Origin of the sequence: Hallerella sp. (assembly GCF_022776125.1) — a bacterium.
Lineage (GTDB): Bacteria > Fibrobacterota > Fibrobacteria > Fibrobacterales > Fibrobacteraceae > Hallerella > Hallerella succinigenes.
Genome location: NZ_JALFIA010000026.1, coordinates 1 through 23,067, shown reverse-complemented (window position 1 = coordinate 23,067; position 23,067 = coordinate 1). Strand labels below are relative to the sequence as shown.

Genomic DNA, 23,067 nt, shown 5'->3' with positions numbered 1-23,067 from the left:
CTTAAACCTGACCTTCCTGATCCGAATTTTCTTCAGCCGACACAGCTTCATCCTCCGGTGCCGGTTCGGCTTCGCTAGGAACTTCATCCTTGAACAAGGTGACTTCCTGAGCGCGGAGTTCTTCAGCCTTAGCGAGTTCATTCGGACGAGCGGTCAAAATCTTCTGCTTGTCTTCATCGCTCTTTTCGGACCATTCCTTTTCTCCAAACACGTCGAGATCCCGTTCCACAAGCTGGGAAGCGAGCTTGACGTTCTGACCGTTACGGCCAATTGCCTGGGCGAGGTCTTCATCGGCAATCACGATGACGATGCGACGGATGCCCGGGATTTCAAAGTACTTCACGATATTCGCCGGAGAAAGAGCGTGGCGAATGAACGTGATCAGATCCGGATTCCAGTGAACGATATCGATACGTTCGTTACCGAGTTCACGGACGACAGCCTGAACGCGAGCCCCCTTCATGCCGACACAAGCGCCGACCGGGTCGATACGAGCATCGCGAGCAGCAACGGAGATCTTTGCACGATAGCCCGGATCACGGACCACGCCACGGATTTCCACAGCGCCTTCAAAGATTTCAGGCACTTCCTGACGGAAGAGTTCATAGAGGAACATTTCGCTTGTACGGGAGAGGATCACCTGAGCGCCGTTCTTGGCGGAGTCAGCGACATCCTTAATGACAGCCTTCACGGAGCTGCCCTGGGCAAAGCGTTCCTTCGGGAGCTGTTCCTTGAACGGGAGAACCGCCTCGGTCTGACGGCCAATCGAAACGATAGCGTTGCGGCTTTCGATACGGAGAACTTCACCGTTCACAATCGAGCCGATACGGTTGCGGTAGGTGTCCACAATCTTGCTGCGTTCTGCATCGCGAATCCGCTGGATGAGGAACTGCTTAGCGGTCTGGATTGCCTGGCGGCCGAATGCGGAGACCGGGAGTTCCATTTCGAGGTGATCGCCCGGCTGGACGTCCGGGTTCAAGTCGCGAGCCTGTTCGACGAGCATGTAGTGTTCGTCCATTTCCTGAACGGTTTCTGCATCGAGCGACGGGTCGTAGTCCGGATAATCGTCCACAATATCAACGACGAGAGCGATCGAAATTTCATTCGTTTCTCCGTCAATCTTCACATCAAAGTGCTTATCAATGTTCAGATACTTGCGAGCTGCCGTAATCAAGGCATCCTTCAAAGCGCCTTCGACGATAGAGTTATCGATGTTCTTTGTATCGACGACGGTCTTGAGCGCATCGAGTAAATTGATCTGGGGTTCCTTATTCTTCGTTGTCATAAGAGCCTTTATTTTAGAATTGAACTTCTACTTTGGCAGAGAGGATCTCGGACCGAGAAACCAAGACCGCGTCTGTCACGCCTTTTACAGACAGGGCTAAATTCTGTTCATCCACCGCAGTCAGAGTGCCGGTAAGCGGCTTACCCGTTTCGCGGGTAATGCGCAACAACTGGTTCAGGTTGCGTTCGAAATCGCGAGTGGACTTGAGGGGACGGTCGATCCCGGGAGAAGAGACTTCCAGGGTAAATGCACCTTCGATGAGGGATTCATCCTGGTCCAGCGCATCGGAAAGACGACGGCTCACCGCCGCACAATCTTCCACGTCTACACCGTTTGCCTTATCAATATAGATGCGAAGGACTTCGCGTTTGCCAGCCTTGAACATGTCAAATTCGACAAGTTCAGCTCCAACGGCTTCACAAGCCGCGGCAATCAAGGAATTCAGTTTTTCCCGGTTATCCAAAAACACCTCATAAAAGAAAGGATCGTTTACATAAACGAGCCGTCAACGGCAACAAATAGAGAAAATTTGACGGAATCGGGCAACTGAGCGGATCCAAATTGGTGCATTTTGGGCTTGATTTGGCAAATATCCTTCTAGAATCCGAAAAATATCTATTTTTGGGACATGCTTTCGACAATCCTTTGCATCTTGGCAAGTCTCATTGGCACAGCCATCACCGCCTTCTATTTTAGACGGAACTTGATCCGTATTGCAGAAAAAAACAAGACGATTGAAAGCAAACCGAAGCGCGTGATGAATTACCCGCTGACGGTTCTCTGGTACGGCTACCTGCTCGTCTTTTTCGTAGGTCTTTCCGTCAATAACCTGATTTTTGATTAGCTTCCGCTTTGGCTTCGCTCCAAAGAGCGAGCAATTCCTCGGGAGTAAGTTCCTGCAGGGACTTTTCGGTGTATTTTGCCTTGGCGAGCTTTTCCAATGTGCGAAAGCGAGCGTCGAACTTATGCGTGGCACGATTCAAAGCCGTTTCGGCATTCAACCCGACGTGACGCGCCAAGTGGCAAAGCGTAAACAGCAGATCGCCGAATTCTTCTTCCATGCGGTCGCGGTTCGGATCTTCTTCTGTCGACTTCTTATATTCTTCCAAGAATTCGTTGAACTCTTCGTGAACCTTGGCAAAGACAGGTTCGTTTCCCTTCCAGTCAAAACCGTTTTTAGCGGCACGGCGTCCCATGTCCTGGGCGCGGGCAAGTGTAGGCATGCTGCGGGAAACCTTGTCCATCACGGACTTGTCCTTCATTTCCTCGTTGTTCTTTTCCGTCGCCTTGATTTCTTCCCAGCGTTTCGAAACCTCGTCCGCATTTTTCACATGCGAGTTGCCGAATACATGCGGATGACGACGCATCATCTTTGCGCAAATCGCATCTGTCACATCGTCAATATCAAATTCGCCACGTTCGCTTGCGACCTGGGAATGAAATACTACTTGAAAAAGTACGTCGCCGAGTTCTTCGCACATGTGCGCCTTATCGTTTGCCTGTGCGGCATCGATAAATTCCGAAGATTCTTCAATCAAATACGGGAGAAGGCTCTGCGTCGTCTGCTTTCTATCCCACGGGCACCCATCTTTGGAACGGAGCCGCTGCATAATCTTTACCAAATCTGCAAAGGAGTATTTCATGGAAATCAAAACTAATAATTTCCCCGTCCAAGAACTGAAACGAGAAGACTTCCCCGCCGTCCTCCGTGAAATTCCAGGCTCCCCCGAAGCGCTCTATTACCGCGGATCCCTGCCGAGCTTTGAAAAATCCTGGATCGCCATGGTCGGCACCCGTCGCGCAAGCGATAGCGCCGAAGAAATTTGCCAAAAACTTTTGCAAAGCCTTTGCGGAACCGATGCGGTTGTCGTTTCCGGCCTCGCCCAAGGAATTGACAGTTTCTGTCATACCGCAGCCATTCATTTTTCCATTCCGACCGTTGCGATTATCGCTCAGGGCATCGAAGCGGAAATCACTGGGACACGTAAGATTCTTGCCCATCGCATCCTCGAAGCGGGTGGCGCTATCGTTTCGGAATACCCGGGCGATAAGGCTTCACTCAAATTCATGTTCCCCATGCGGAACCGCATCATTGCAGGGCTTTCTAAAAGCGTCACGCTTGTCGAAAGTAAAAAACACGGCGGAGGCATGATCACCGTGGAATACGCCCAAAAGTTCGGACGAAAAGTTCTCGCCGTGCCAGGAAACCTGCTTTCTTCAAATGCCCAGGGTCCGCTCGACTGCCTCGCATCAGGCATCGCCACTCCCATTTGGAATACCAAAGATTTTGCGGACCTCTGCGGAAGCAAGCGTCTCTCCGACATCACACCACAAGACCTTCCCCATATGGGCATACAAATCAGCGATACCGCACAAACTCTTTTTACCCAACATGCAGGATTTACCCACTCTTTAGATGAGTTATGCACAAGTTCCTCTCTTCCGATTTCGGAGCTTTTTGCTATATTGACAGAGCTGGAAATTGCGGGACTCGTCCATTCCAAAGACGGAAACGCATTTCACTTTTCATCGGCGGAGTAATCTTTGAATATTCGGAAGCGTCTTATCCAACTTACCATCACGGCGGTCGCCACGATTTTAGCGGCGATGGCGTGGTCGTTTTCGTTTGGAGAAACAGGGTTTTGGAATCAGTATAAGCTCAAAAAGCAGATTGCCCACCTAGAATTCGAAGCCGATTCTCTGAAAAAGATTCTCGAAATTCGCAAGCTCGAAGGCGAGCGCCTTCAGAAGGATTCCTTCTACATCGAATCCATTGCCCGCACCCAGTTCGGCATGTCAAAAAAAGGCGAAGACGTTTATCAGTTTATCGACGACTGATTCGCCTTTTTTTCCCATTACCAAATAAAGAATCCGACGCCCGCAAGAACCTTATGCGAGACTCCTTCAATCTTTTTGTACCCAAAGTCATGATCGAGAAACTGCGCTATATACTTGACACGTAAAGAAATCGAATTCAGCGGAGCATGCACATTCCGAGAAGCAATCGTAAGAAGTCGAACTTCACCCGTTGCCCCTAAAAGATACTCGACGGAATTTTCATGCTTCACATATTTTCTTAAGCGGTAGTAATTGTTGTTCGGCTTGTCGGCGTAATAGTAATAATCACTATTGTCATCCGGAAGAATGGATTCCGCCGAAGCGATTCCTACAAACGGTTCCAACTTCACATAGCGGCTGTCAAACACGACAAAGCCAAGGCTGATACCGCTCGAGTAAACGTAAAGATCGCTGTCTTCTTCCCAGAGCACGTCCGAGAACTGACGGTTGTTGCGCGTTTCAAGAGTACCAAAAGAAAGGAACGGGGTAAAGACAAAGCGGAAAATTTGAATGGGCACCGCCGCGTAATAGCTCCAGTACTTGTGATGGAATTCATCTTTCAAGTCTCCGGCGAACATCCCGATACCGCTCAAGAATTCAAAGCCGACTCCGCTCGTATACAGATGATTCTGAATCGGATCGTTTGAATCCTTTGTTTCATTGGAGGCACGTTTTTGCAACGGTTCTACAAAGTTCGCTTCGAGCCATGCGCCGTTTTCATTTGCCGGATATTTGGCGAAAAAGGCGGAACCTGCCGTAGAAACCTTTTGAATGGTCGAAGCCTCTGTACGGCCCCAGGATGCATTAAAGACGACCGGGACAAACGCAGGCGCCGCATCCTTGTAGAAATTTTCGACAGACGAGTTTTGGATTTCGAGAACGAGACTGTCGATTTGAGAAGCTGTTTTGGGGAAATTGTCCGCGAGATACACGAACAGTTCGTCTTGAATCAAGCGAGACGAACGCAGATTGTTGCTGCGGGCATCGACCACGCATTGATCTTCATACGTCACCGCCTTTCTCGCTTTCGGCGCGAACAAACGACGTTCCTTTACCAAGGCCGTGAGCGCCGAATCGTATACGGCAGCATGCATATAGGCCAAGCCTTCTTCCATTCCGCTGAACGGGCAGAGCACGGACGAATACTGAGACCTTAAATATTCAATCGTCTGAACGGCCTGTTCCTTGTTATGCGAAATCAGAGCCTTTAACAAATAGAAACGCGCACGGCGAACCATTTCACCAGCAGGCATCGGTTCCGCAAGAATCGCCTGTTCAATATTTTGAGGCGCAGCCACAACCGTATCTGCAGACGTTACTTCTGGATTCTGCACCGTCGTTTTTACAACCGAATCCTGCACTGGCAATTCGGCTTCTGCAACACTTCCTGTCGTATCCGCCGGCAATGTTACTGCAGTGATTGTGGAATCGTTAGCAGAAAAAAGGCTTGTAATCAAAAGCAAAGAAAGTAAAATCGTTTGATGCATAGTAAAAAGATAATCTTTTATAAATGCAACGCTTTTTCATTCGACAAGGTTTGTATTTCGAAGTGGAGCCGGCATGATGAGAATGCACAACCAAACCAATGTCCCGACAGCGGCCGGCTTCCACTTGATAACAACTGATTGAATCCAACAATTCTAAATCCTGTTTTGAATTCAGCACGTTTTCATGCTCGCTAGTCCCCCCTGCAACGTCCACACCGCAAGATGCAAATGACAACAGATTCCCTAAAACAGCAAAACGAAATATCCATCGAATCATTTTCCCGTGATTTTCTCTCCTTATCGATTTCTATCCGGTGAATACCCCATCGGAAAAATTTGTACCGCCACCTGGATCACCTTATCGCCTTTAGAATCATTTAGCGCAAGTGACGCAACACGGTTCTTGAACTTTTCCGTTTCCGCAAGAATTCTCCGGTAACATTCCTTGGAAACACCTAAAGTCATGCCCCCCACAAAGCGTTTATCCTTATCTAAAGCAAAAAGTGCTTCCGACGCCTTTCCGAGCATTTCCCGATGGTAATGAATCAAAGCAGATCGTTGCTTCGGAGTTCCGCTACGCAGAGCCCGGTCCGATTCCACCCACCGTCCATCAGCATCCTTATAAATGAAGTGAAAACGCGCAAGGATCTGAACCGCTGATCTCGCCTCGCTTTCCGTGATCGGCGGATAAACGGATCTTCCGAGCAAGGCAAAATCATCCTTAAAGTCAAAAAGCGTCACCAGTTCCCGAATCGCAGGGATATACCAATGCCGATAATATTCAGAAAATCCTTCTCCAATTTTTACCGGACTAACCGCCCCTCGGAATTGAGCGAGTTCTTGACGGTAATGCCTTTTTGACTCATCTTTATCGGACTGGCCAAGCTTTACAAGCAAAAGCCAATATTCAAGTTCCGCATCTTGAAGGCCGATTGCCTTGCCGACGACATCCATCGTCTTTTCACTCAAGTTTCGTTCCCCTAGCATCACCTGACGTAAGAAATTCGGATTGGTAATATTAGCCCGTAACGAAATCGCACGCCAAGAAAAGCTCGCACGATTCCCATAATCATGCACATCCTTCAAATACCCCCGATAATCATCATATTCAAAAACGCTTTTCATGCAAGGACAAATCTAGCCTTGAACACTTCTTTCTATAAGATTCCATAACAAAATCCGTATTCTACCTGAATACGGATTTTATGCCCCTCCCAACGTTGCAACTTTTTAGTTGCAATACAGATTACGCATAAATTTGCTCTTGAATCGCAGAAATCACAGCATTGCGAATCTCAACCGTAGGCGCATCTCCAAAGTCATAGCTTCGACGCACCCAGTCGCCGCGGTCATTTAAAATACCGCCCCATGCAATATCTTCCATTTGACAGGAGGTTCTTGACATGAGCGACAGATGACGTGTCAATTCGCCTGTATAGTAAACCGTTCCATCTTTCGCAACGATAAAGGTATATCCTTCACGATCCAATCCAACTGCATCTATTTTTTTTACCATAGTTTCCACAGCCATCTCGTTTAACAACCTTTACAAATGTAAATAGAAACAAAAAGAAATCCTGCGATTATATCACAGGATTTCAAAAAGCTGGCGGATCGAACCCCGAACTTACCAGGAGGGGAGCAATGATAGAGTTGTTAGAGGATTTACCTTTCCGCCAAATTCTACGTATATAATATAGAATCGTAGCCTCTAAACTTGCTCTTATTTATTGCTTATTTTTCAACTTGCGAACTCCAGCCGGTTCCTCGCGAAAATCGATATGGCAGTGCGGTTCAAAACGGAAGCCCCCGCGACGATGGCGGTTCAAGCTCATCACGTCGGAAACCTTTTCCAAATGATCCACGACACGGTTCAACCGGCTTTCAAAGTTCGGGTTCACCGGATCGATACAAATTTCCGGATCTCGCTTAAATTCGCGGTTTTCGAATTCTTCACGGCCCGTCTTCGAATATTCACGGAGCACGTTACGCAGAATACGAGCCGGCACGTTACGCATCAAATGCTTGCCGTTCACCGAAATCGAGTCATCGGCTTCGTAGTAAACGATTTCAGCCACATGGTTGATCTTGTGCAGAAGTTCATCGTGTGCCTTCTGGACCGGCGGCCACACGCTGTATTCTTCTAGAACAAGCGAAGAGATGAGTCCCAAGAACGGATCTTTGGTACGCACATCCTTCGTATAAACGAATTCTGCAATGGAAACCGGAGCGCCGTAATAGCGACCCTTGTACAGAAGATGCGTTCCAGTAAACGTATCGATCACATCGGTATCGGCACGGACGCAGAGTTTGTCTCCAAGATCCGAGATGCCAAGATCGATCGGAAGCTTTTCGATGCATTCCGAGAACTTCACCACCTTACCGACTGCAATTCCGCTCACATAGAAGCTATCGCCTTCCTGGCTGCCCGCCAAACGGCCGAGCAAAGCTTCTTCAGCAGAGCAGAGGCAAGAATGCTGGTTAACGGATTCATAAGCAGGGAGATCCAGCAGGCAAGGAGCTTGCCGCATAGAACGCAAAAGCCATTCGGAGTAGACCGCAGCAGGATGACTTGCGCCATTGTCGCGACCGATCAAGAAATCATGACGGTTATCGCCTTCTACCGGTCCTTCCACAAAACGCAAGTTTTCGTGGAACAGATTGCGCTTTTCATTGTAGCGCAAAACGCCTTGACGTTGGTCCGGCATTTCATAAAAATCATGAATATACGGCAAATACGAGCGCAAAATGGCTCGTTTAGATACAGAATGCAAATGTCTCATTTTTTCAAACATGCGATCTGCAAAGGTGTCGAGATTTTCACCCTTGGACAGAAGCCAGTTCGAAAAACCTTCAATGATGAGGGCATTGTCTTCCACTCTCACCATTTCATCTTCCAGCCAAGCATTTTCAATCAACTTTCGACTGGAAACGCTTGCATTTTGAACGAGCGGGACAAGATCTTCCGTGCAATACGAAAGGAGCAACTCGCTATACGCCAATTTCAAAAAAACATTCGGTATTTTAGTGTCCTGCATACTTAAAATTTACTTTTTTTTGCATCTTTTGGTTATTTCCTAATTTGCATATCATGCTTTTTTACGTTTTTTTTGCGTTTTTTGCAGTTTTCTATATTATGAATCATGGAAAATTCCCGCATTCATGCACTTCCCGAAGAAGTTATCAACCAAATCGCCGCTGGCGAAGTGGTGGAACGTCCTGCATCCGTTGTCAAAGAATTGATGGAAAACGCTTTAGACGCAGGAGCCTCACGCATTGAAGTGCAGATTTCGGAAGGAGGAAAATCCTCCATCATGATCCGTGACAACGGCTGCGGCATGTCGGAAGCCGATCTGGATATGTGCTATCTACCGCACACGACTTCCAAGTTAAAAACCGCAGAAGATCTTTTCCACTTGGCGACAAATGGGTTCCGCGGCGAAGCGGTCGCATCGATTGCCGCAGTTTCCAAACTGACTATCACAAGCCGTGAAGAAAACGCAGAAGAAGCGCACCAAGTACATTTAACCGGCGGCACGCCGGACTGTAAATCGACAAACGCTTCTCCCCGAGGCACGAGTTTTCTCGTTGAAGACCTGTTCTTTAACGCTCCCGTGCGCAAAACATTCCTCGGAAGCGATACCTTAGAAGCGTCGCGCATTCTCGACACGGTCACGCGCCTTGCCATAGCAAACCCGAACGTTCGCATCGATTACAAAGTCAACGGACGAGACGTTTTCACGGGTGTTGAAGGAAACGATTTGCGCAGCCGTATCGCCGAAGCCTTGGGTGCGGGAACAGCCCGCGTCATGATCCCTGTCGATTACGCAGAAGCGGGCATTCGCGTTTCGGGATTCGCCGTTCCGCCGGACGCTTTAAAGAACAAACGAAGCAAGTTTTATTTTTATGTACAAAAGCGACCGATCTGGAATCCAGTGATGACAAAAGCCGTGACGCGGGCGTATGAGCCTTATGGTTCCACCCATGCGCCGATTGCCGTTCTTTTTTTAGAAATGGATGACGTCGCCGTCGACGTGAACGTGCACCCGAACAAGCGCGAAGTGCGATTTGCAAACGAAAACGATGTTTTCCTTGCCGTTCATCACGCGATCCGCAATGCGTTCCAAAAGCCGGAAGAAGATCATCCAACAATCAGTCTTGAAGAGATTACAGCTCCGAGCCCGATGCCAAGGGCCGCCGCCCCGAGTATGCTAGCGCACCACCCCGAGCCTCTCTTTACACGCAAAGCGTCTGCCGCAGAAGAAGAAAATACTCAAGATCTTTCTCCGGCGACAATTGCCAAGGATCCGTCGGCATTTGCAAAAAGCGCTCCGATGCCCAAGCCTTTCCCCTGCCCACAACCTGCGAAAAAAACGGTTCGGGAAAAGCCCTCGAAGTACCGGTCCGACGACCCCGACGACATCATCCAAGATCTTTTCTCTTTGCCGGAAAACGGCAACATTATTCCGCTCTCGCCGCAGAATCTGCGCCCGCCTACCCGCATGGATAAGTCGACCCCGCCCCAATTCTTTCAGCTGGCGAATACTTACCTTGTATGCGAAGATAGTGAAGGGCTTTTGCTGATCGATCAGAATGCGGCGCACCAGAGAATCCTTTACGAGCAGGCTTTGAATTCCTTAGGTGCGCAAGCATCTCTCGAAAGCCAGGAACTGCTCTTTCCAGAAATTGTGGAATTTTCGGCAGCGGAAGCGAGCATGATTCCGAGCCTGCTCGAAACCTTTGACCAGCTGGGCTTCCATTTGGAGCTTTTTGGCAAGAATACTTACCAACTTCGCGGTACGCCTCGCGATTTGCAGTTCTCCCGTTCCGTAGAATCACTCCGTGAGCTGGTTTCCGCTGTCTTTGAAGGCGAAAATCCGGGCAATCCGTCCCAAGAAACGCTTGCCAAAGCTTGGGCAAAGAGCAACGCGATCCAAGCTGGAGATAAGCTTAGTACAGAAGAAATGACGCAACTCATGGCCTCGCTCCTGACAACCCAGGATCCGATGAGTTCGCCAAGTGGACGTCCTACCTTAATGCGGCTTCCTTTGAGCGAAATCCATAAGCGTTTCAAGCGCTAGTTTGTATATTAATCCTATTGTGAGATATTTGCGTTCTGTTTCTTATGCCGCCTTGGCAATTTGTAGTTCCGTTTTTGCGACGGAACTCAGTTTTTCGGGCAACAACAGCGACATCCGTTGGAAAGTCGCATCCTCTGCTCATTTCAATTACGCATACCCTGCGGAATACACGACCCATGCAGGGATTGTCGCATCGACTGCAGAAGCGGTTTACGATTCCATCGTTTCGCGGTACAAAATTGAAATGCCTCTCAAGACCGACGTTTCGCTGCAGAACGCCCTGTACGCCAACGGTTCTGCTATACCGAATGAAAATACGGTGAACATCTTCCTTTCGAACTGGGATTTTAAGATCCGCAGCACGCACCCTTGGATCGCTGACGTAGTGACGCATGAGTTTTCGCATCTCGTTAGCATTGAAAGCGGAAGCAAGCTTCCCTATTGGGTTTATGGGCTTCAGGTTTCTTACATCGATTATTACAACGAACGCAATGTCCAAAACGCAAGCGTTCTTTTGCCGTTTACCTTGCAGCCGCTTTGGTTTGCCGAAGGTACCGCCCAATTTGAATCATCACGCATGGGGTTCGATGCTTGGGACTCGCACCGCGATATGCTTTTGCGCGTCGCTTCATTGAACGAAGACCTTTTGGATCTAAAATACATGCACGACTTTGCGGATAATTCCCTCGATGCGGAACTCGGTCCGTATACGCAGGGTTTTTCCCTAGTCCGTTACATCGACGCTAAATACGGTCCTGAAGCAATACCGAACATTTGGTCGGAACTTTCAAAGCCCTACCGGGTGACGCTTTCCGCAGCGATCGAAAAAGTCATCGGTATCGACGAAGAAACGCTATACAAGAACTGGAAAGAAGAAATCACCGCGCATTACAAGGAACAGGAAAAAAGCCTAGGCGTTCTCGTAACGGGTAAAAAATGGACCGAGGATGCCTTCTACAATGACTTTCCGATTGTCGCAGGTGGAAATATCTACGGAGTTTCGAACTTTGGAGGGCCTTGGTTCGATGGCGGTATTTTTAAGATTCCGACCCATGCCGAAGATTCTTCAACGGTAACGGATTCCGCTTCGGGCATTACCATCACCGTCCAAGATTCGATCATTGACCTTGCAAACTTTGCCAAGAGCGGTTTCAAACCGGAAAAGCCTTGGTTCGACAAGGGCATTTCCGTTCGCGAAATTCCGGGCCGTGGACTGATCCTTGCCTACACCACCTACAAAAAGCGCGACCGCAATGGACACGTTCATTTTGACATCGCTATCGCCGATACGAACGGCAACATGCAACTTGCGACCGCTCTTGCCGACGCCGTTTACCCAGACATTTCCCCTGATGGGAAAGAGATCGTCTTTGCCCGCCGAGAAATCAATTCAACCCGTTTCGTTCTCAGCAAAACGACCGTTCCCGATTCCGGGGCAAAAGGTCCAGCAGAGACCCAAGACATTTTCGTTCCGGATTCCAATTTTCTTTATTACAACATCTTTTCTCCGAAGTTCAGCCCCGACGGAAAGAAGATCGCTTTCAGCTACTTTGACGATTCCGTCCGCGGCATCCTCGTGATCAACAGCGACGGTTCGGGCCTGCAAGATTTGACACAAAAAGGTTTTGACCTCCGCGACCCGAACTGGATCGATAACGAAACGCTTATCTACTCGAGCAATAAAAACGGAATCTTTAATCTGTATTCGAAAAAGCTGAACGGGGATGCAGAACATCCGCTGACAAACGTTGTCGGTGGCGCCTTTACTCCAGTCGTTGATTCGGGAACCGTTTATTACACGAACTACGATAAAGACGGATTTTCGCTGTACTCGATAGAACTCACAGATTACGATGCGATGCAAGATTCCGTGATCGTTCTTTACGATACAACTTTTACGACTTGTCCGAAACCGCAGTTCGCACTCCAAGATTCGAGCGCCAAGGATTCTACAGTTGTAGATTCCGCAGTGGTGCTGACCGCTTGCAAAATCGACACGCTCGTTTCCAAACGAGACTCCGTTTTGAAAAAGCCGGTGACACCGCCACTCGTCCTGACGGGTTCGCTTCCGCAAAAAATCCAGAAGGAACTCGAGTACGCCGACATTGCATTTGCAGGCAGCGAACGCAATTACAAGCCGATCCCGACACAGTTCCTGATAGCCCCGATCTTTATGGTGCAGGAACGCTCTCCGGACTTTGGCGTGAAAGGCGATGGCCAAGCGACTCCGAAGCTCGGCTTTGCCATGTCACTTTCCGATCCGCTAAAGAAGAACATCATTTCCGCCGGGATTTTATTTGAAGTCGGCAACGGTTGGAAATACATCACAGGTGACGGTCTGAATCCGAAAATCGAACGCGAATTCGTCGCCTCCCTGGAAAACCATTCGACTCCGGTAACGTTTGGAATTTCTTATACGCATGCGAACTACCGTTCCATAGATACGGTGCGCTATGAGGATCCGAGAAGCTACGAAGATTCCGTGGGAACAACCCATTATTCCGTTCCGCTCAATGCCATTCAAGCGTCCGCTGCTTACAGCGTTTTCAAATCAGGTGACAGCGTTTATGTAAGCGGTGGCTACGATTGGGCAAACTTCAACCTGTACGACAAAAACTTGGAATGGACTTACCAGAAGCGCCTTGCCGTAAGCGTTGGATTTACGCTCGACGGCGGAACCGCAGAAGCGACAGCGACAAATACCGCAGGCGTTGGAAATGGAATTTCGGCGAGTTATCAATTTGCGAATTCCGACTTGTTCCGTCCGGGTACTTTTGCCGAAAGCTTTACCATTAGCCCGAGCGGAAAAATCGAACCGAAGTACCGGAACTTCAACTTGCACAGTTTCTACTTCAACACGCACGGAAGCATTGCCGCGCCGATTCGAAAGGGTTCCCGCATAGCCGTTGGCGCAACCTATGCAGGCATCGGAGCTTGGAGTGCCAAGGATTCCAGGGATACACTCGACAGTTACTATTACACGCCTCTTTTGCTTGAAGGCTATCCGTATTTGATAACAAGCGAAAAGTTCAACCGCAGCGGTCTTAAAATGGCGAAGGCAGAAATTCACTACCTCTTCCCGATCTTTGAAGACTGGCGTAATGAATTCTGGATTTTCTCGACGCGTGACTTCTTCTTGAACCTTTACGCTCAAGTCGGTGCAGCGTGGAACGACCACGGCATTCCGATTTCCAAGTTCAAATCGCGAGATTTCTGGGATCGAAGCGTGGGCCTAGAATTCCGCTTGGCAAACAAGCTGTTCTACACGTTGCCCTTCAACATTTCGCTGAACCTTGCCCGCGGCTTAGACCGCGCAGGCGAAGACGAAAACGGAGAAGCTGGAAGTCGTCTAAACCCGATCGACATTCCGGTTTTGCCGAAGGCGATTTCCCCGACGAAGATTTCGTTCACCATCGGATTCGACTTCAACAATACTTGGATGCAGTAAAGCTTAGTCTTCGAATTCCATGGATTCCTTCCGGATTAAATACTGACGTGTGACATCATCGACCGTCGCCGTCGCCGTTTTAACGCCCATCAGTCCGCCAAAGAGCGGATACGGGCTTGCTGTACCGCCCTGCTCATTGCACTTCACACGCATAAAGATTCTTCCGTCGCATATCTGCAAATCCAGAATATGTTCGTTCAAGTTCACTTCATGACCGCGGTGATTCAGCACGATAGGAAGCGTCTTCGACTGGAACTTTTCAACCAAGCCTTCCGGCAAAACCTCCGGCTTAAAGGAATACGTCATCGACTTCGGACAGCGAGAAGAGAGCTTGTACGTAAGCGGTTCAATATTCAAAACCTTCATGCCCATTGGAAACGGTTCGCTCAAAGTTTCCATCAGTTTCGGCAGATTTTCTGGCGAAAGATCCAACGGTTTTAAGGTTTCCACGCCGAGGATTTCGCAGACCGTTTCGAGACCCAGCGGTAGAGCGCCCATGTTGATGATGCGCGGTTTCGGGCTAAAGCCTTCACTGTAGCGGAGCGGAACTTCTGCCCTTCCAAAGGAACGCACGAACGCGCTGAGCATGTTCTGGTGCGGAAGGAAACGGCTAAGACCTGTCTTTTGGAACGTAATCTTGTACGCGTACCGCTGATCGTAAACCGGGCGACGTTCCGCCACAAGCTTCTTGATTTCTTCCGGTGTACGGCTCGGTGCTGCGTAACGAACCGGATTATTCGCCAGTCGAACTTCCTTACCGCTCCCCGGAATTCCGCAATGTTGGCAATCGCCCCATTTGCAGTTCGGAACGGGCTTTGCCGTTTTCAAAATTTCCGGGTTAAAGCCTTTCTGATACTCTCTCCAGAGGAAGGACTTGGTAACACCGATGTGCATAAAGTCCCACGGAAAAACGGAATCCTTTTGACGGGTTTCGTAAATCCAGCTGACGTCATAATGGAAGTCGTCCCAAATTTTTTCCCAGTCCTTGGCCCGAATGCGATGTCCATCACTTTCGAAGATCATACCGCGCTTATAGGCTTCATAAATCATCGGGGCAAGAGAACGGTCGCCACGGCTATAGAACGCTTCCAGGCGAGATGTATTCCAGTCCGCCCACTGCACCTTCACATTCGGATGCTTAAAGAACCGCTTGCGCACATACTGGATATGATTCCAAGACGTTTCCTCATCCATAAAGCCAGCCCACTGCAAGCCCGTGAAAGACTTCGGAATGAGAATACCTATGCTCACGGAAATCTGGAATCCGCGCATGTGCTTACGGCCGATCTTCACCAGGTTCTCGATGAGATTGCAAAAAGCTTCCATATCGGCATCGTCTTCTGTCGGAAAGCCTATCATCGTATAAAGCTTGATCTTGTTCAGGCCCGAAGAAAAAGCATAGTCCGCCGCACTGTACATGTCTTCATCGGTGATCGTCTTGTTGATCATCTTGCGGATACGTTCCGAACCGGTTTCCGGTGCAAAGGTCGCACTGCGTCCACCCTTCAAGGCGGCGACTTTTTCTGCGAGGTGCTGACCGAAGCTGCTGACGCGAATACTCGGAAGCGACACGTCTACATTGTCAAAGAAAGCGTCATCGATAATCGAATCCGTCAACGATTCAATCGGCTTATAGTCTGCCGTGGAAAGGCTCAAAAGGCCGAGTTCCTGTTCACCTGTCGCCTTTAAGCCTTCCTTCGCAAGATCTATCACATCATCCGGATTGAGTTCGCGGCACGGTCTGTACCAAACACCCGCCTGGCAGAATCGGCAACCCTGCGCACAGCCTCGCATCACTTCCACACTAAAGCGGTTGTGAACCAAGCGCATGTTCGGGATTAAATTCTTGACCGGGCAATCTTCTTTTTTGAGTTCCGGAATAAAAATGCGACGCACACCGTTTGTATGTTCGTAAGAGCCTACAGCGGGTTCTGCCGGAACGAGCTGTTTATATTCCCCCTCGACGACTTGGCGAAATACTGGAACGTACACACCGTCGATTTTTGAAATCGCTTCCAAAATTTCAAATCGGCGCATCCCTTTTCTTCTACATTCCCCCACCGTCCGCACGATCTTAGGGAACATCTCTTCGCCATCGCCAATATTGAACGCATCAAAAAAATCGGCGACAGGTTCAGGGTTCGCCATTGCAGGACCACCCGCCAAAATAATCGGATCGTCTTCTTTACGATCTTTGGAGAAGGCGCTGATGCCAGCGAGTTCAAGCACATACGGCACATTGGTAAAATTGAGTTCCGACTGGAGTGACATGCCGACCACATCAAATTCGCGGACAGGTTTCCAAGTCGCATGCGTGTACAGCGGAATATCATGTTTGCGCATCTGTTCCGCCATATCGTCCCACGGAGCGAACGCCACTTCCATGTACAAATCCGGTTCACGGTTCACCACGTGATACAAAATGCGCAAGCCATTATTCGAAAGGCCTATTTCGTACAAATCGGGAAAAACAAAAGCACAAGTTCCCACCATTTTAGAAGGGTCTTTCACAATGCTATTCGCTTCTCCGCCCATATAACGGGCGGGGCTTTCTACGGAGGGCAAAACTTGCCCCAATTTGTCAAAAATATTCATAGCCATAAAAATAAAAATTTTATCTTTGGCGCACAATGCGTTTACTACTCCAATTAGCTCTGATTCTTTCCGTTTGCTTCATCGGAGATTTTCTTCACCGAGTTTGCGGAATCCCCCTGCCCGGTAATATTTTAGCCATGCTGATCCTCTTTTTGTTACTTTGTACAAAACTCGTCAAAGTGGATCAAATTGCAGAGATGTCGGATTTTTTCCTGAAGCGGCTCCCCTTCTTTTTTCTTCCGCCGACCATTGGCATTTTGGCCGTTTACGGTGTACTGAAGGGCAATTTGATCCTTTTCTTTTTGCTCAGCGTCCTTGCGACAATCGTTACGTTCGCCGTCACTGGCAAAGTCACCGACATTATGGTAAACGTCCAGAAAAAGAGGAAAAAAGATGCGTGAAGTTTTGAACACTCCTTTTTTTGGAATTGTCTTGACGATCGTCGCTTATGAAGTCGGCGTCGCCTGCAGTCGAAAATTCAAGCTTTCGATTTGCAACCCGATGATGATCGCTGCCGTTTTGATCATCGGCTTCTTACTCATCAGCGGAATCAAACTGGAAACTTATAATCTCGGCGGTGATTATATTTCGATTTTCCTTGGCCCTGCAACAGCAGTACTCGCCGTGCCGCTCTACAAGCAGCTCGATAAGCTGAAAGCGCATCTCGTTCCGATTTTGATCGGAATCCTCGTGGGAACCTTAACCTCTTTCGCCATTGTAACGCTCTGCGCAGGAATTTTCCAAATTGAAGACGTGTTAAAATTTTCACTTTTACCCAAGTCCATCACGATTCCGATGGGCGTTGAACTTTCGAAAAGCATCGGTGGCATCCCAGCGATTACAATCGCGTCCATTGTGATTACAGGAATTACGGGCGGCGTCGTTGCCCCGATCATCTGCCGAGTCTGCAAAATCAAGCATCCCGTGGCGCAAGGCATTGCCGTGGGAACGGCTTCGCATGCAGTCGGCACTGCTAAAGCTTTGGAAATGGGTGAAACTCAAGGTGCGATGAGCTCCCTCGCCATTGGCGTTACAGGTGTCATCACCTCGGTCATCACACCCATTCTTTTACATCTTTTCGCAGACTAACGCATGCGGATCCTTTACGGCTTTACTCCAAAGCCGATATTGGCTCGCGTCTTGGCGACGTTTGCAACCGCATTTTTTTGGCACGCAATCATGAAAGTTCGGAATTTTCTTCGTCGAAGCGTTCCAAAAAGGAATGCGGCTTTCCATTCGCCTTAAAACCTGGGAACGTTTCAATGCAAACCGCATGAAGACTGTTGAAAATGCTCTTTTCAATATTCGGATTGTCACGCTTCAATTTGCGAATAATCTCTTTGACTTCTTGACGTTTGCTCGAACCGGAGCCATCTTCATTTTCAAAATTCTTTTCTGTAAAACGGCAAGCACACTGGATAAAGTTCAAATTATTGGCACGGCTCCAGGCGATGATATCGTCTTCGTGAATCTTGTACAGCGGACGGATAAGCGTCATTCCCGGGTAATTTTGACTGCGGAGCATGGGAAGCATTCCCTGGAGCTGCGAAGCGTAGAACATACTCATCACTGTCGTTTCGATCACGTCAGAAAAATGATGTCCTAATGCAATCTTATTACAACCGAGTTTTCTCGCCTGGCTGTACAAATGTCCACGGCGCATGCGCGCACAAACGTAGCACGGCGAATGTTCCACCTTGTCCGTCTGTTCAAAAATGTCCGTTTCAAAAATCGTAATCGGAATTTCAAGCCGTTCCGCATTCGCTTCGATTTTTTCCCGGTTCTGCGGATTATACCCCGGATCCATCACCAAAAACTTTAATTCAAAAGGCTTTTCCGTATAACGGTGCAGCATCTGCATCATTTTCGCAAGCAGCATCGAATCCTTACCGCCCGAAATGCAAACTGCGATTTTATCGCCCGCATCGATCATCCGGTACGTCTTGATTGCCGAAACAAAAGGGCTCCACAGCTTGCTGCGGAAACGCTTGGAGATGCTCCGTTCCGCCATTGCTGCGAAAGTCAAATGCAATTCTCTTTTCTTTTTCGCTTCGCCTTCCAAGGGTTTCGCCTTCTAAAATAAACCGTGAATTAAATGCCGTAGAGTTCGCCGTACTTCTGTTCAATGTAATCGAGAAAGTCGTCCGCCGTAAATTCGCGGCCCGTAATCTTTTGAATCCAAGCCTTGGAATTCAAGCGGTCTGCGTATTTCCAAACATATTCCTTCATCCAGCCGTTGATCGTCCCGAAGTCTCCGTGGAGAATGCAGTCTTCCACATCGATTTCCTGCTTCATGCGATTGTAATACATCGCATTGTACATGTTGCCTAGCGAATACGTCGGGAAGTAGCCAAAGCCCGAAGCCCAATGCACATCTTGCAAAATACCTTCACGGTCATTCGACGGACGAATGCCCAAATATTCTTCGTACTTGTCGTTCCAAATCTGCGGAAGGCTTTGAATATCGACCTTGCCGTTCACAATCATCTGCTCAATTTCAAAACGGATCATGATGTGGAACGTGTACGTAAACTCGTCCGCTTCCGTGCGGATAAAACTCGGTTTCACCACGTTCAGTGCTTCGTAGAACTGCTTTTCGGAAACGTCTTCAAAAACGGTCGGGAAAAACTCCTTGCACTTTTTAAAGATCAAATGCACAAAGGCGCGGGAACGCCCAATGCGATTTTCATAAAAACGGGAAACCGATTCATGCTGACCCAAAGTCTTGCAACCGTTGATGTGATGCGCGTAATTTTCACTCGGTTGGTTCATTTCAAAAAGAGCATGACCGCCTTCATGAATGATGGAGAACATATTCGATGCAAACATATCCTCATGATAATGCGTTGTCACGCGGCAGTCGTCTTTGGCAAGTCCATCCGTAAACGGATGTTCGCTTGTCGTAAAGGCGCCTCGCTTAAAATCGAAACCAATCGTCTGCAGCAAGAATTCCGCCATCTGGCGCTGGGATTCGTCGCTTACCTTGCGAGAAAGAAAATCCGTGCGGATCTTCTTTTTGCTCTTCTGAATTTTTTGAAGCATCGGCACCAGACGCTCCTTGCAAGCGTCAAAGCACTTGGTCAAATCCTTTGTCGTCATGCCGCGTTCGTAAACATCCAAAAGATTGTCATATGGTACACGCATCGCCTTTTCCGCAAGAGCTATCTGCTTCAAATTCACCTTGCGGACATCCGATAGCGAGTCGGCAAAAATCGAAAAGTCCGCAGCCTTCTTCGCTTTGAGCCAGTTCACAAAAGCCTTATTGAAAACCAAAGAGAACTGCTTGTCCATCGCTGGCGTAATGTTCTTATTGCGCAGGTAATCCCGGTGCAAAGATTCCGCCAAGGTGCGGTCCCATTCGTTCAAAGATTTACGCTTGGCGTAAAGATCTTCCGCCGCAGAAATAAACTTTTTTGATTTCGAAAGTTGGAACGCCTTATTCGACAGGAACGCCGAAGTTTCGCCCTGCTCTTCCATCCCGAGCGGCGGGCAAATCGTCTGTTGGTCAAAGCCCAAAACACGGCTTGCATGCTGGTAACGTTCCACTTCTTCTAAAGTGGCGTAAACCGTCTTTAAGCTTTTTTCGAGAGAAGCATTCATCTTTGCAGTCATACGTTTTCCTTCGCGCTACGGTTGAACGACGAGCGCCTGTTAAACGTGGTGATATGGATGACCGGCTATCACCATAAGACAGCGGTAAAGCTGTTCCGTTAAAATCACACGGGCATGGTCATGCGTAAACGTTAGCGGTGAAAGCGAAAGCAGAAGGTTCGCCTGTTTTTTGATTTCGGGAGAAATGCCGTAAGCGGAACCGATGAGAAAGACGCAGTTCGAAGTCAAACGAGGCTTGATCCAGTTCGCAAGCTGCATCGTATTCATCAGCTTACCTTCTTCCGCCATCACAATCCACTGGTAATTTTCTTTGGGGAAACGTTTGGAAAATTCCGCCGCTTCTTCGGCAAGGCTCTTCACCTGATCGTCACGCTTGCTCTGCTTCATTTCCACGACTTCGATCTGCACGCTCGCAGAGCGCAAGCGCTTCGTGTACTTTTCGACTTCATCCTGGATAAAGGCAGAGCCAGGTCTTCCAAAAACAGCAAGAACGAGCTTCATCGACCCAGTTCCAGGCGTTCCACGAGAAAGTCCGGCATTCCCACGTCACGCATCGCTTTTTGCGTCAAGCTGATATCGTAATTCAAACGCACAAGATTCACACTGTGCTTTTCAGAATCATACAGGCAGTAACTCGCCCGCGGGTCGCGGTCACGCGGCTGTCCGACACTTCCCACATTCATCAACAGGCGTTCCCCGTCTTCCAAAACATAGGAACCCGTTTCAATGACCTTCGGGATTTCTCCATCGCGCATCGCCACGATCACCGGGCTGTGCGTATGACCGACAAAGCAATGGCGCTCGCCAAAATGATCGAACGCATCCAGAGCGTCTTCCAAATCCGTTATGTAGATCCAGTCCGCCGGGGACATGGGGGAAGCATGAACAAAGCAAATATCGTTTTCTTCAAAAACGTAAGGGAGCGAGCAAAGGTATTCCTTGGATTCCGGAGTGAGCGCATTCTGCGTCCATTCGATTGCCCTCTTCGCATACGGGTTGAATCCCGTATCCGAGTCCCACTGGATGGCTACGCTGTCGTGATTACCCAAAATGCAGATATCCGCATTTTCTTTTACCAGCGCAACGCATTCGTTCGGATGCGCTCCATACCCGACTATATCACCCAAACAAACACGACGTTCCACGCCATGCGCTTTCATCGATTCCAAAACGACTTCGAGCGCGGGCAAGTTCGCATGAATGTCAGAATAGATCCCGTATAACATGGAAATTAATATAGCTTTTCTATATTTGGGCTTGATGGAAACGGTTCAGAAAAACAAAAAAGTTAGCATTGGCTACTCTCTAAAGGACGAAAACGGCGTAATTATCGAGGAAGTTCCCGAATCTTTCCCATTCGTCTATATGCACGGTTGCGACAGCGTGATCGAAGGTCTTGAAAACGCCTTGGAAGGCCATCACGTCGGAGACCATATCACAGCCCATATTCCCTATGACAAGGGATACGGACCGTACCGCAAAGACTTGATTATCAAGGTTTCCAAGGAAGAGCTCCGCAACATCGGCGAACTTTGGCTCGGCATGGAACTCGAAATGGTCCGCGATTCAAACATGACGGAATTCTCCATTCCAGAAGACCCGCGCGACATTTGCAACAAGAGCGATGACGAAGATCCGACAATCTACACGATCAAGGAAATTCAAAAAGAAACCGTCACGCTCGACGGAAACCATCCCTTTGCAGGCAGAGATTTAACATTCGAAATCACCATCGTGGACATCACCGAACCCTCGGTCACCGAACTCGAAACGGGCCTTCCCGACGAATACACGGAAGAAGACGATGACGACTTCGACGAAGATTTTCCAGAAGACGAACAAAACAACTTTGGGAGACACTGGCGATAATGGCTGACTTAAACGAACTCAAGAAAGCAGCAGGCGTCCGCGCCGCTAACATGATCGAATCCGGCATGACCGTTGGACTCGGCACAGGCAGCACGGCCGCTTACATGGTAGAACGTCTCGGCGAACGCATCCAGACCGAAGGTCTGAAGGTGACCGCCGTCAGCACCAGCTGGAGCACCACGCTTCAGTGCCGCAAGCTCGGCATTCCCCTGATCGACCTCGGCGAAGCGACCCACTTGGACATCGCAATCGATGGAGCTGACGAAATCGATCCGGCAAAGAACCTGATCAAGGGCCGCGGCGCCGCCCACCTCCTCGAAAAGATCGTCGCCTCCATGGCAGACAATTACATCATCATCGCGGACTCGGGCAAAAAAGTGCAGACCCTCGGCGAAAAATTCGCCGTTCCTCTCGAAATTCTTCCGAACGCCATCGGATCGGTTACTTACAAAGTAACAAAACTCGGTGCAACGCTCGCCGTCCGCATGGGTGCTCCGGGCAAAGATGGTCCGGTCATCAGCGACTCCGGAAACCTGATTGCCGACGCAAAGTTCGGCCCGATTGCAGACCCGGCAAAGCTCGACTTTGAATTAAATAAAATACCCGGGCTTTTGGGCCACGGGTTATTCATCGGAATGGCGAACAAAGTAATCCTTGCCGCGCCAAACGGACTGGAAGAATTCTAATTAAGCAAGAGCTGCTTTCACGAGATCGCTCACGCGACGACCGTCGAAGCGGCCTTTCGTCTTCGGGGTAAGTTCCTTCATGATCTTCCCCATGTCCTTGGGGCCCTGAGCTCCAACCTGGGCCTTGATCTCTTCGATCAGGGCCTTTACTTCATCTTCCGAGAGC

22 protein-coding genes are annotated in these 23,067 nt (G+C 49.0%); 9 read left to right on the top strand and 13 right to left on the bottom strand.

Translation table 11 applies throughout. The annotated features are described in order from the left end of the window. Position 1: 1 nt before the first annotated feature. Both nusA and rimP read right to left on the bottom strand, forming a co-directional pair. Positions 2-1,285, bottom strand: coding sequence for a transcription termination factor NusA (nusA, locus tag MR847_RS04080; protein ID WP_277002139.1), 1,284 nt, complete (start codon positions 1,283-1,285; stop codon positions 2-4). A gap of 13 nt (positions 1,286-1,298) precedes the next feature. Further along, a complete protein-coding gene (rimP, locus tag MR847_RS04075; RefSeq protein ID WP_100426815.1) occupies positions 1,299-1,748 on the bottom strand; it encodes a ribosome maturation factor RimP in 450 nt (149 codons plus the stop codon). Positions 1,749-1,913: 165 nt separating this feature from the next. Between rimP and MR847_RS04070 the strand changes: the two genes are divergently transcribed. Beyond that, on the top strand, positions 1,914-2,129 hold the full coding sequence (locus MR847_RS04070) for a hypothetical protein (protein WP_100425772.1): 216 nt from the start codon (positions 1,914-1,916) through the stop codon (positions 2,127-2,129). On the opposite strand, the gene mazG is transcribed toward MR847_RS04070, so the two are convergent. Next, positions 2,107-2,928: a nucleoside triphosphate pyrophosphohydrolase gene (mazG, locus tag MR847_RS04065; protein ID WP_287723013.1), complete on the bottom strand. Its 822-nt coding sequence runs from the start codon at positions 2,926-2,928 to the stop codon at positions 2,107-2,109. The two genes, MR847_RS04070 and mazG, sit on opposite strands and share 23 nt — an antisense overlap. On the opposite strand from mazG, the gene dprA reads away from it, so the two are divergent. After that, entirely contained in the window at positions 2,927-3,826 is a 900-nt protein-coding gene (dprA, locus tag MR847_RS04060; RefSeq protein ID WP_287723012.1) for a DNA-processing protein DprA, read from the top strand. The two genes, mazG and dprA, sit on opposite strands and share 2 nt — an antisense overlap. 3 nt (positions 3,827-3,829) lie before the next feature. Next, on the top strand, positions 3,830-4,123 hold the full coding sequence (locus MR847_RS04055; RefSeq protein ID WP_100425769.1) for an FtsB family cell division protein: 294 nt from the start codon (positions 3,830-3,832) through the stop codon (positions 4,121-4,123). 17 nt (positions 4,124-4,140) lie between these two features. Here the strand turns inward: MR847_RS04055 and MR847_RS04050 are convergent, their stop codons facing one another. From MR847_RS04050 to MR847_RS04035, 4 genes are all read right to left on the bottom strand, one after another. Continuing rightward, entirely contained in the window at positions 4,141-5,610 is a 1,470-nt protein-coding gene (locus MR847_RS04050; RefSeq protein WP_287723011.1) for a hypothetical protein, read from the bottom strand. Positions 5,611-5,907: 297 nt separating this feature from the next. Then, the gene (locus MR847_RS04045; protein WP_100425767.1) at positions 5,908-6,735 is read right to left on the bottom strand and encodes a TIGR02147 family protein; all 828 of its coding nucleotides are present in this window, start codon (positions 6,733-6,735) and stop codon (positions 5,908-5,910) included. Positions 6,736-6,856: 121 nt separating this feature from the next. After that, complete coding sequence (locus MR847_RS04040; protein WP_287723010.1) at positions 6,857-7,135, bottom strand: hypothetical protein; 279 nt, start codon at positions 7,133-7,135, stop codon at positions 6,857-6,859. A gap of 202 nt (positions 7,136-7,337) precedes the next feature. Next, positions 7,338-8,597 carry a hypothetical protein gene (locus MR847_RS04035; protein ID WP_146139500.1) on the bottom strand — a complete coding sequence of 420 codons (1,260 nt, stop codon included), beginning with the start codon at positions 8,595-8,597 and terminating at the stop codon, positions 7,338-7,340. A gap of 156 nt (positions 8,598-8,753) precedes the next feature. On the opposite strand from MR847_RS04035, the gene mutL reads away from it, so the two are divergent. Together mutL and MR847_RS04025 are read left to right on the top strand one after the other, a co-directional pair. Continuing rightward, positions 8,754-10,691, top strand: coding sequence for a DNA mismatch repair endonuclease MutL (gene mutL, locus MR847_RS04030; RefSeq protein ID WP_287723009.1), 1,938 nt, complete (start codon positions 8,754-8,756; stop codon positions 10,689-10,691). Positions 10,692-10,743: 52 nt separating this feature from the next. Beyond that, the gene (locus MR847_RS04025; protein ID WP_287723008.1) at positions 10,744-14,139 is read left to right on the top strand and encodes a hypothetical protein; all 3,396 of its coding nucleotides are present in this window, start codon (positions 10,744-10,746) and stop codon (positions 14,137-14,139) included. Positions 14,140-14,142: 3 nt separating this feature from the next. Here MR847_RS04025 and MR847_RS04020 read toward each other — a convergent pair whose 3' ends face one another. Next, the gene (locus tag MR847_RS04020) at positions 14,143-16,704 is read right to left on the bottom strand and encodes a TIGR03960 family B12-binding radical SAM protein (RefSeq protein ID WP_287723007.1); all 2,562 of its coding nucleotides are present in this window, start codon (positions 16,702-16,704) and stop codon (positions 14,143-14,145) included. 65 nt (positions 16,705-16,769) lie between these two features. On the opposite strand from MR847_RS04020, the gene MR847_RS04015 reads away from it, so the two are divergent. Together MR847_RS04015 and MR847_RS04010 are read left to right on the top strand one after the other, a co-directional pair. Continuing rightward, the gene (locus tag MR847_RS04015) at positions 16,770-17,135 is read left to right on the top strand and encodes a CidA/LrgA family protein (RefSeq protein WP_100425762.1); all 366 of its coding nucleotides are present in this window, start codon (positions 16,770-16,772) and stop codon (positions 17,133-17,135) included. After that, the gene (locus MR847_RS04010) at positions 17,128-17,823 is read left to right on the top strand and encodes an LrgB family protein (protein ID WP_100425761.1); all 696 of its coding nucleotides are present in this window, start codon (positions 17,128-17,130) and stop codon (positions 17,821-17,823) included. The genes MR847_RS04015 and MR847_RS04010 overlap by 8 nt, the downstream gene beginning before the upstream one ends. 88 nt (positions 17,824-17,911) lie before the next feature. Here MR847_RS04010 and MR847_RS04005 read toward each other — a convergent pair whose 3' ends face one another. From MR847_RS04005 to MR847_RS03990, 4 genes are read right to left on the bottom strand one after another with little or no spacing between them, the layout of a single operon-like run. After that, entirely contained in the window at positions 17,912-18,766 is an 855-nt protein-coding gene (locus MR847_RS04005; RefSeq protein ID WP_287723006.1) for a tRNA lysidine(34) synthetase, read from the bottom strand. A gap of 59 nt (positions 18,767-18,825) precedes the next feature. Then, positions 18,826-20,346, bottom strand: coding sequence for a carboxypeptidase M32 (locus MR847_RS04000; protein WP_277002173.1), 1,521 nt, complete (start codon positions 20,344-20,346; stop codon positions 18,826-18,828). Between the two features lie 39 nt (positions 20,347-20,385). Beyond that, entirely contained in the window at positions 20,386-20,847 is a 462-nt protein-coding gene (locus MR847_RS03995; protein WP_287723005.1) for a 23S rRNA (pseudouridine(1915)-N(3))-methyltransferase RlmH, read from the bottom strand. After that, complete coding sequence (locus MR847_RS03990; RefSeq protein ID WP_100425758.1) at positions 20,844-21,572, bottom strand: metallophosphoesterase family protein; 729 nt, start codon at positions 21,570-21,572, stop codon at positions 20,844-20,846. The genes MR847_RS03995 and MR847_RS03990 overlap by 4 nt, the downstream gene beginning before the upstream one ends. A 34-nt stretch (positions 21,573-21,606) precedes the next feature. On the opposite strand from MR847_RS03990, the gene MR847_RS03985 reads away from it, so the two are divergent. Together MR847_RS03985 and rpiA are read left to right on the top strand one after the other, a co-directional pair. Next, positions 21,607-22,215, top strand: a complete 609-nt coding sequence (locus MR847_RS03985) for an FKBP-type peptidyl-prolyl cis-trans isomerase (RefSeq protein ID WP_157797956.1) — start codon at positions 21,607-21,609, stop codon at positions 22,213-22,215. Next, positions 22,215-22,901 (top strand): ribose-5-phosphate isomerase RpiA, encoded by a 687-nt coding sequence (gene rpiA / locus MR847_RS03980; RefSeq protein ID WP_106519806.1) that lies wholly within the window; start codon positions 22,215-22,217, stop codon positions 22,899-22,901. Before MR847_RS03985 ends, rpiA begins: the two co-directional genes overlap by 1 nt. Here the strand turns inward: rpiA and MR847_RS03975 are convergent. Further along, the coding region (locus MR847_RS03975; RefSeq protein WP_287723026.1) for a GatB/YqeY domain-containing protein at positions 22,902-23,067 on the bottom strand (166 nt) is incomplete at its 5' end.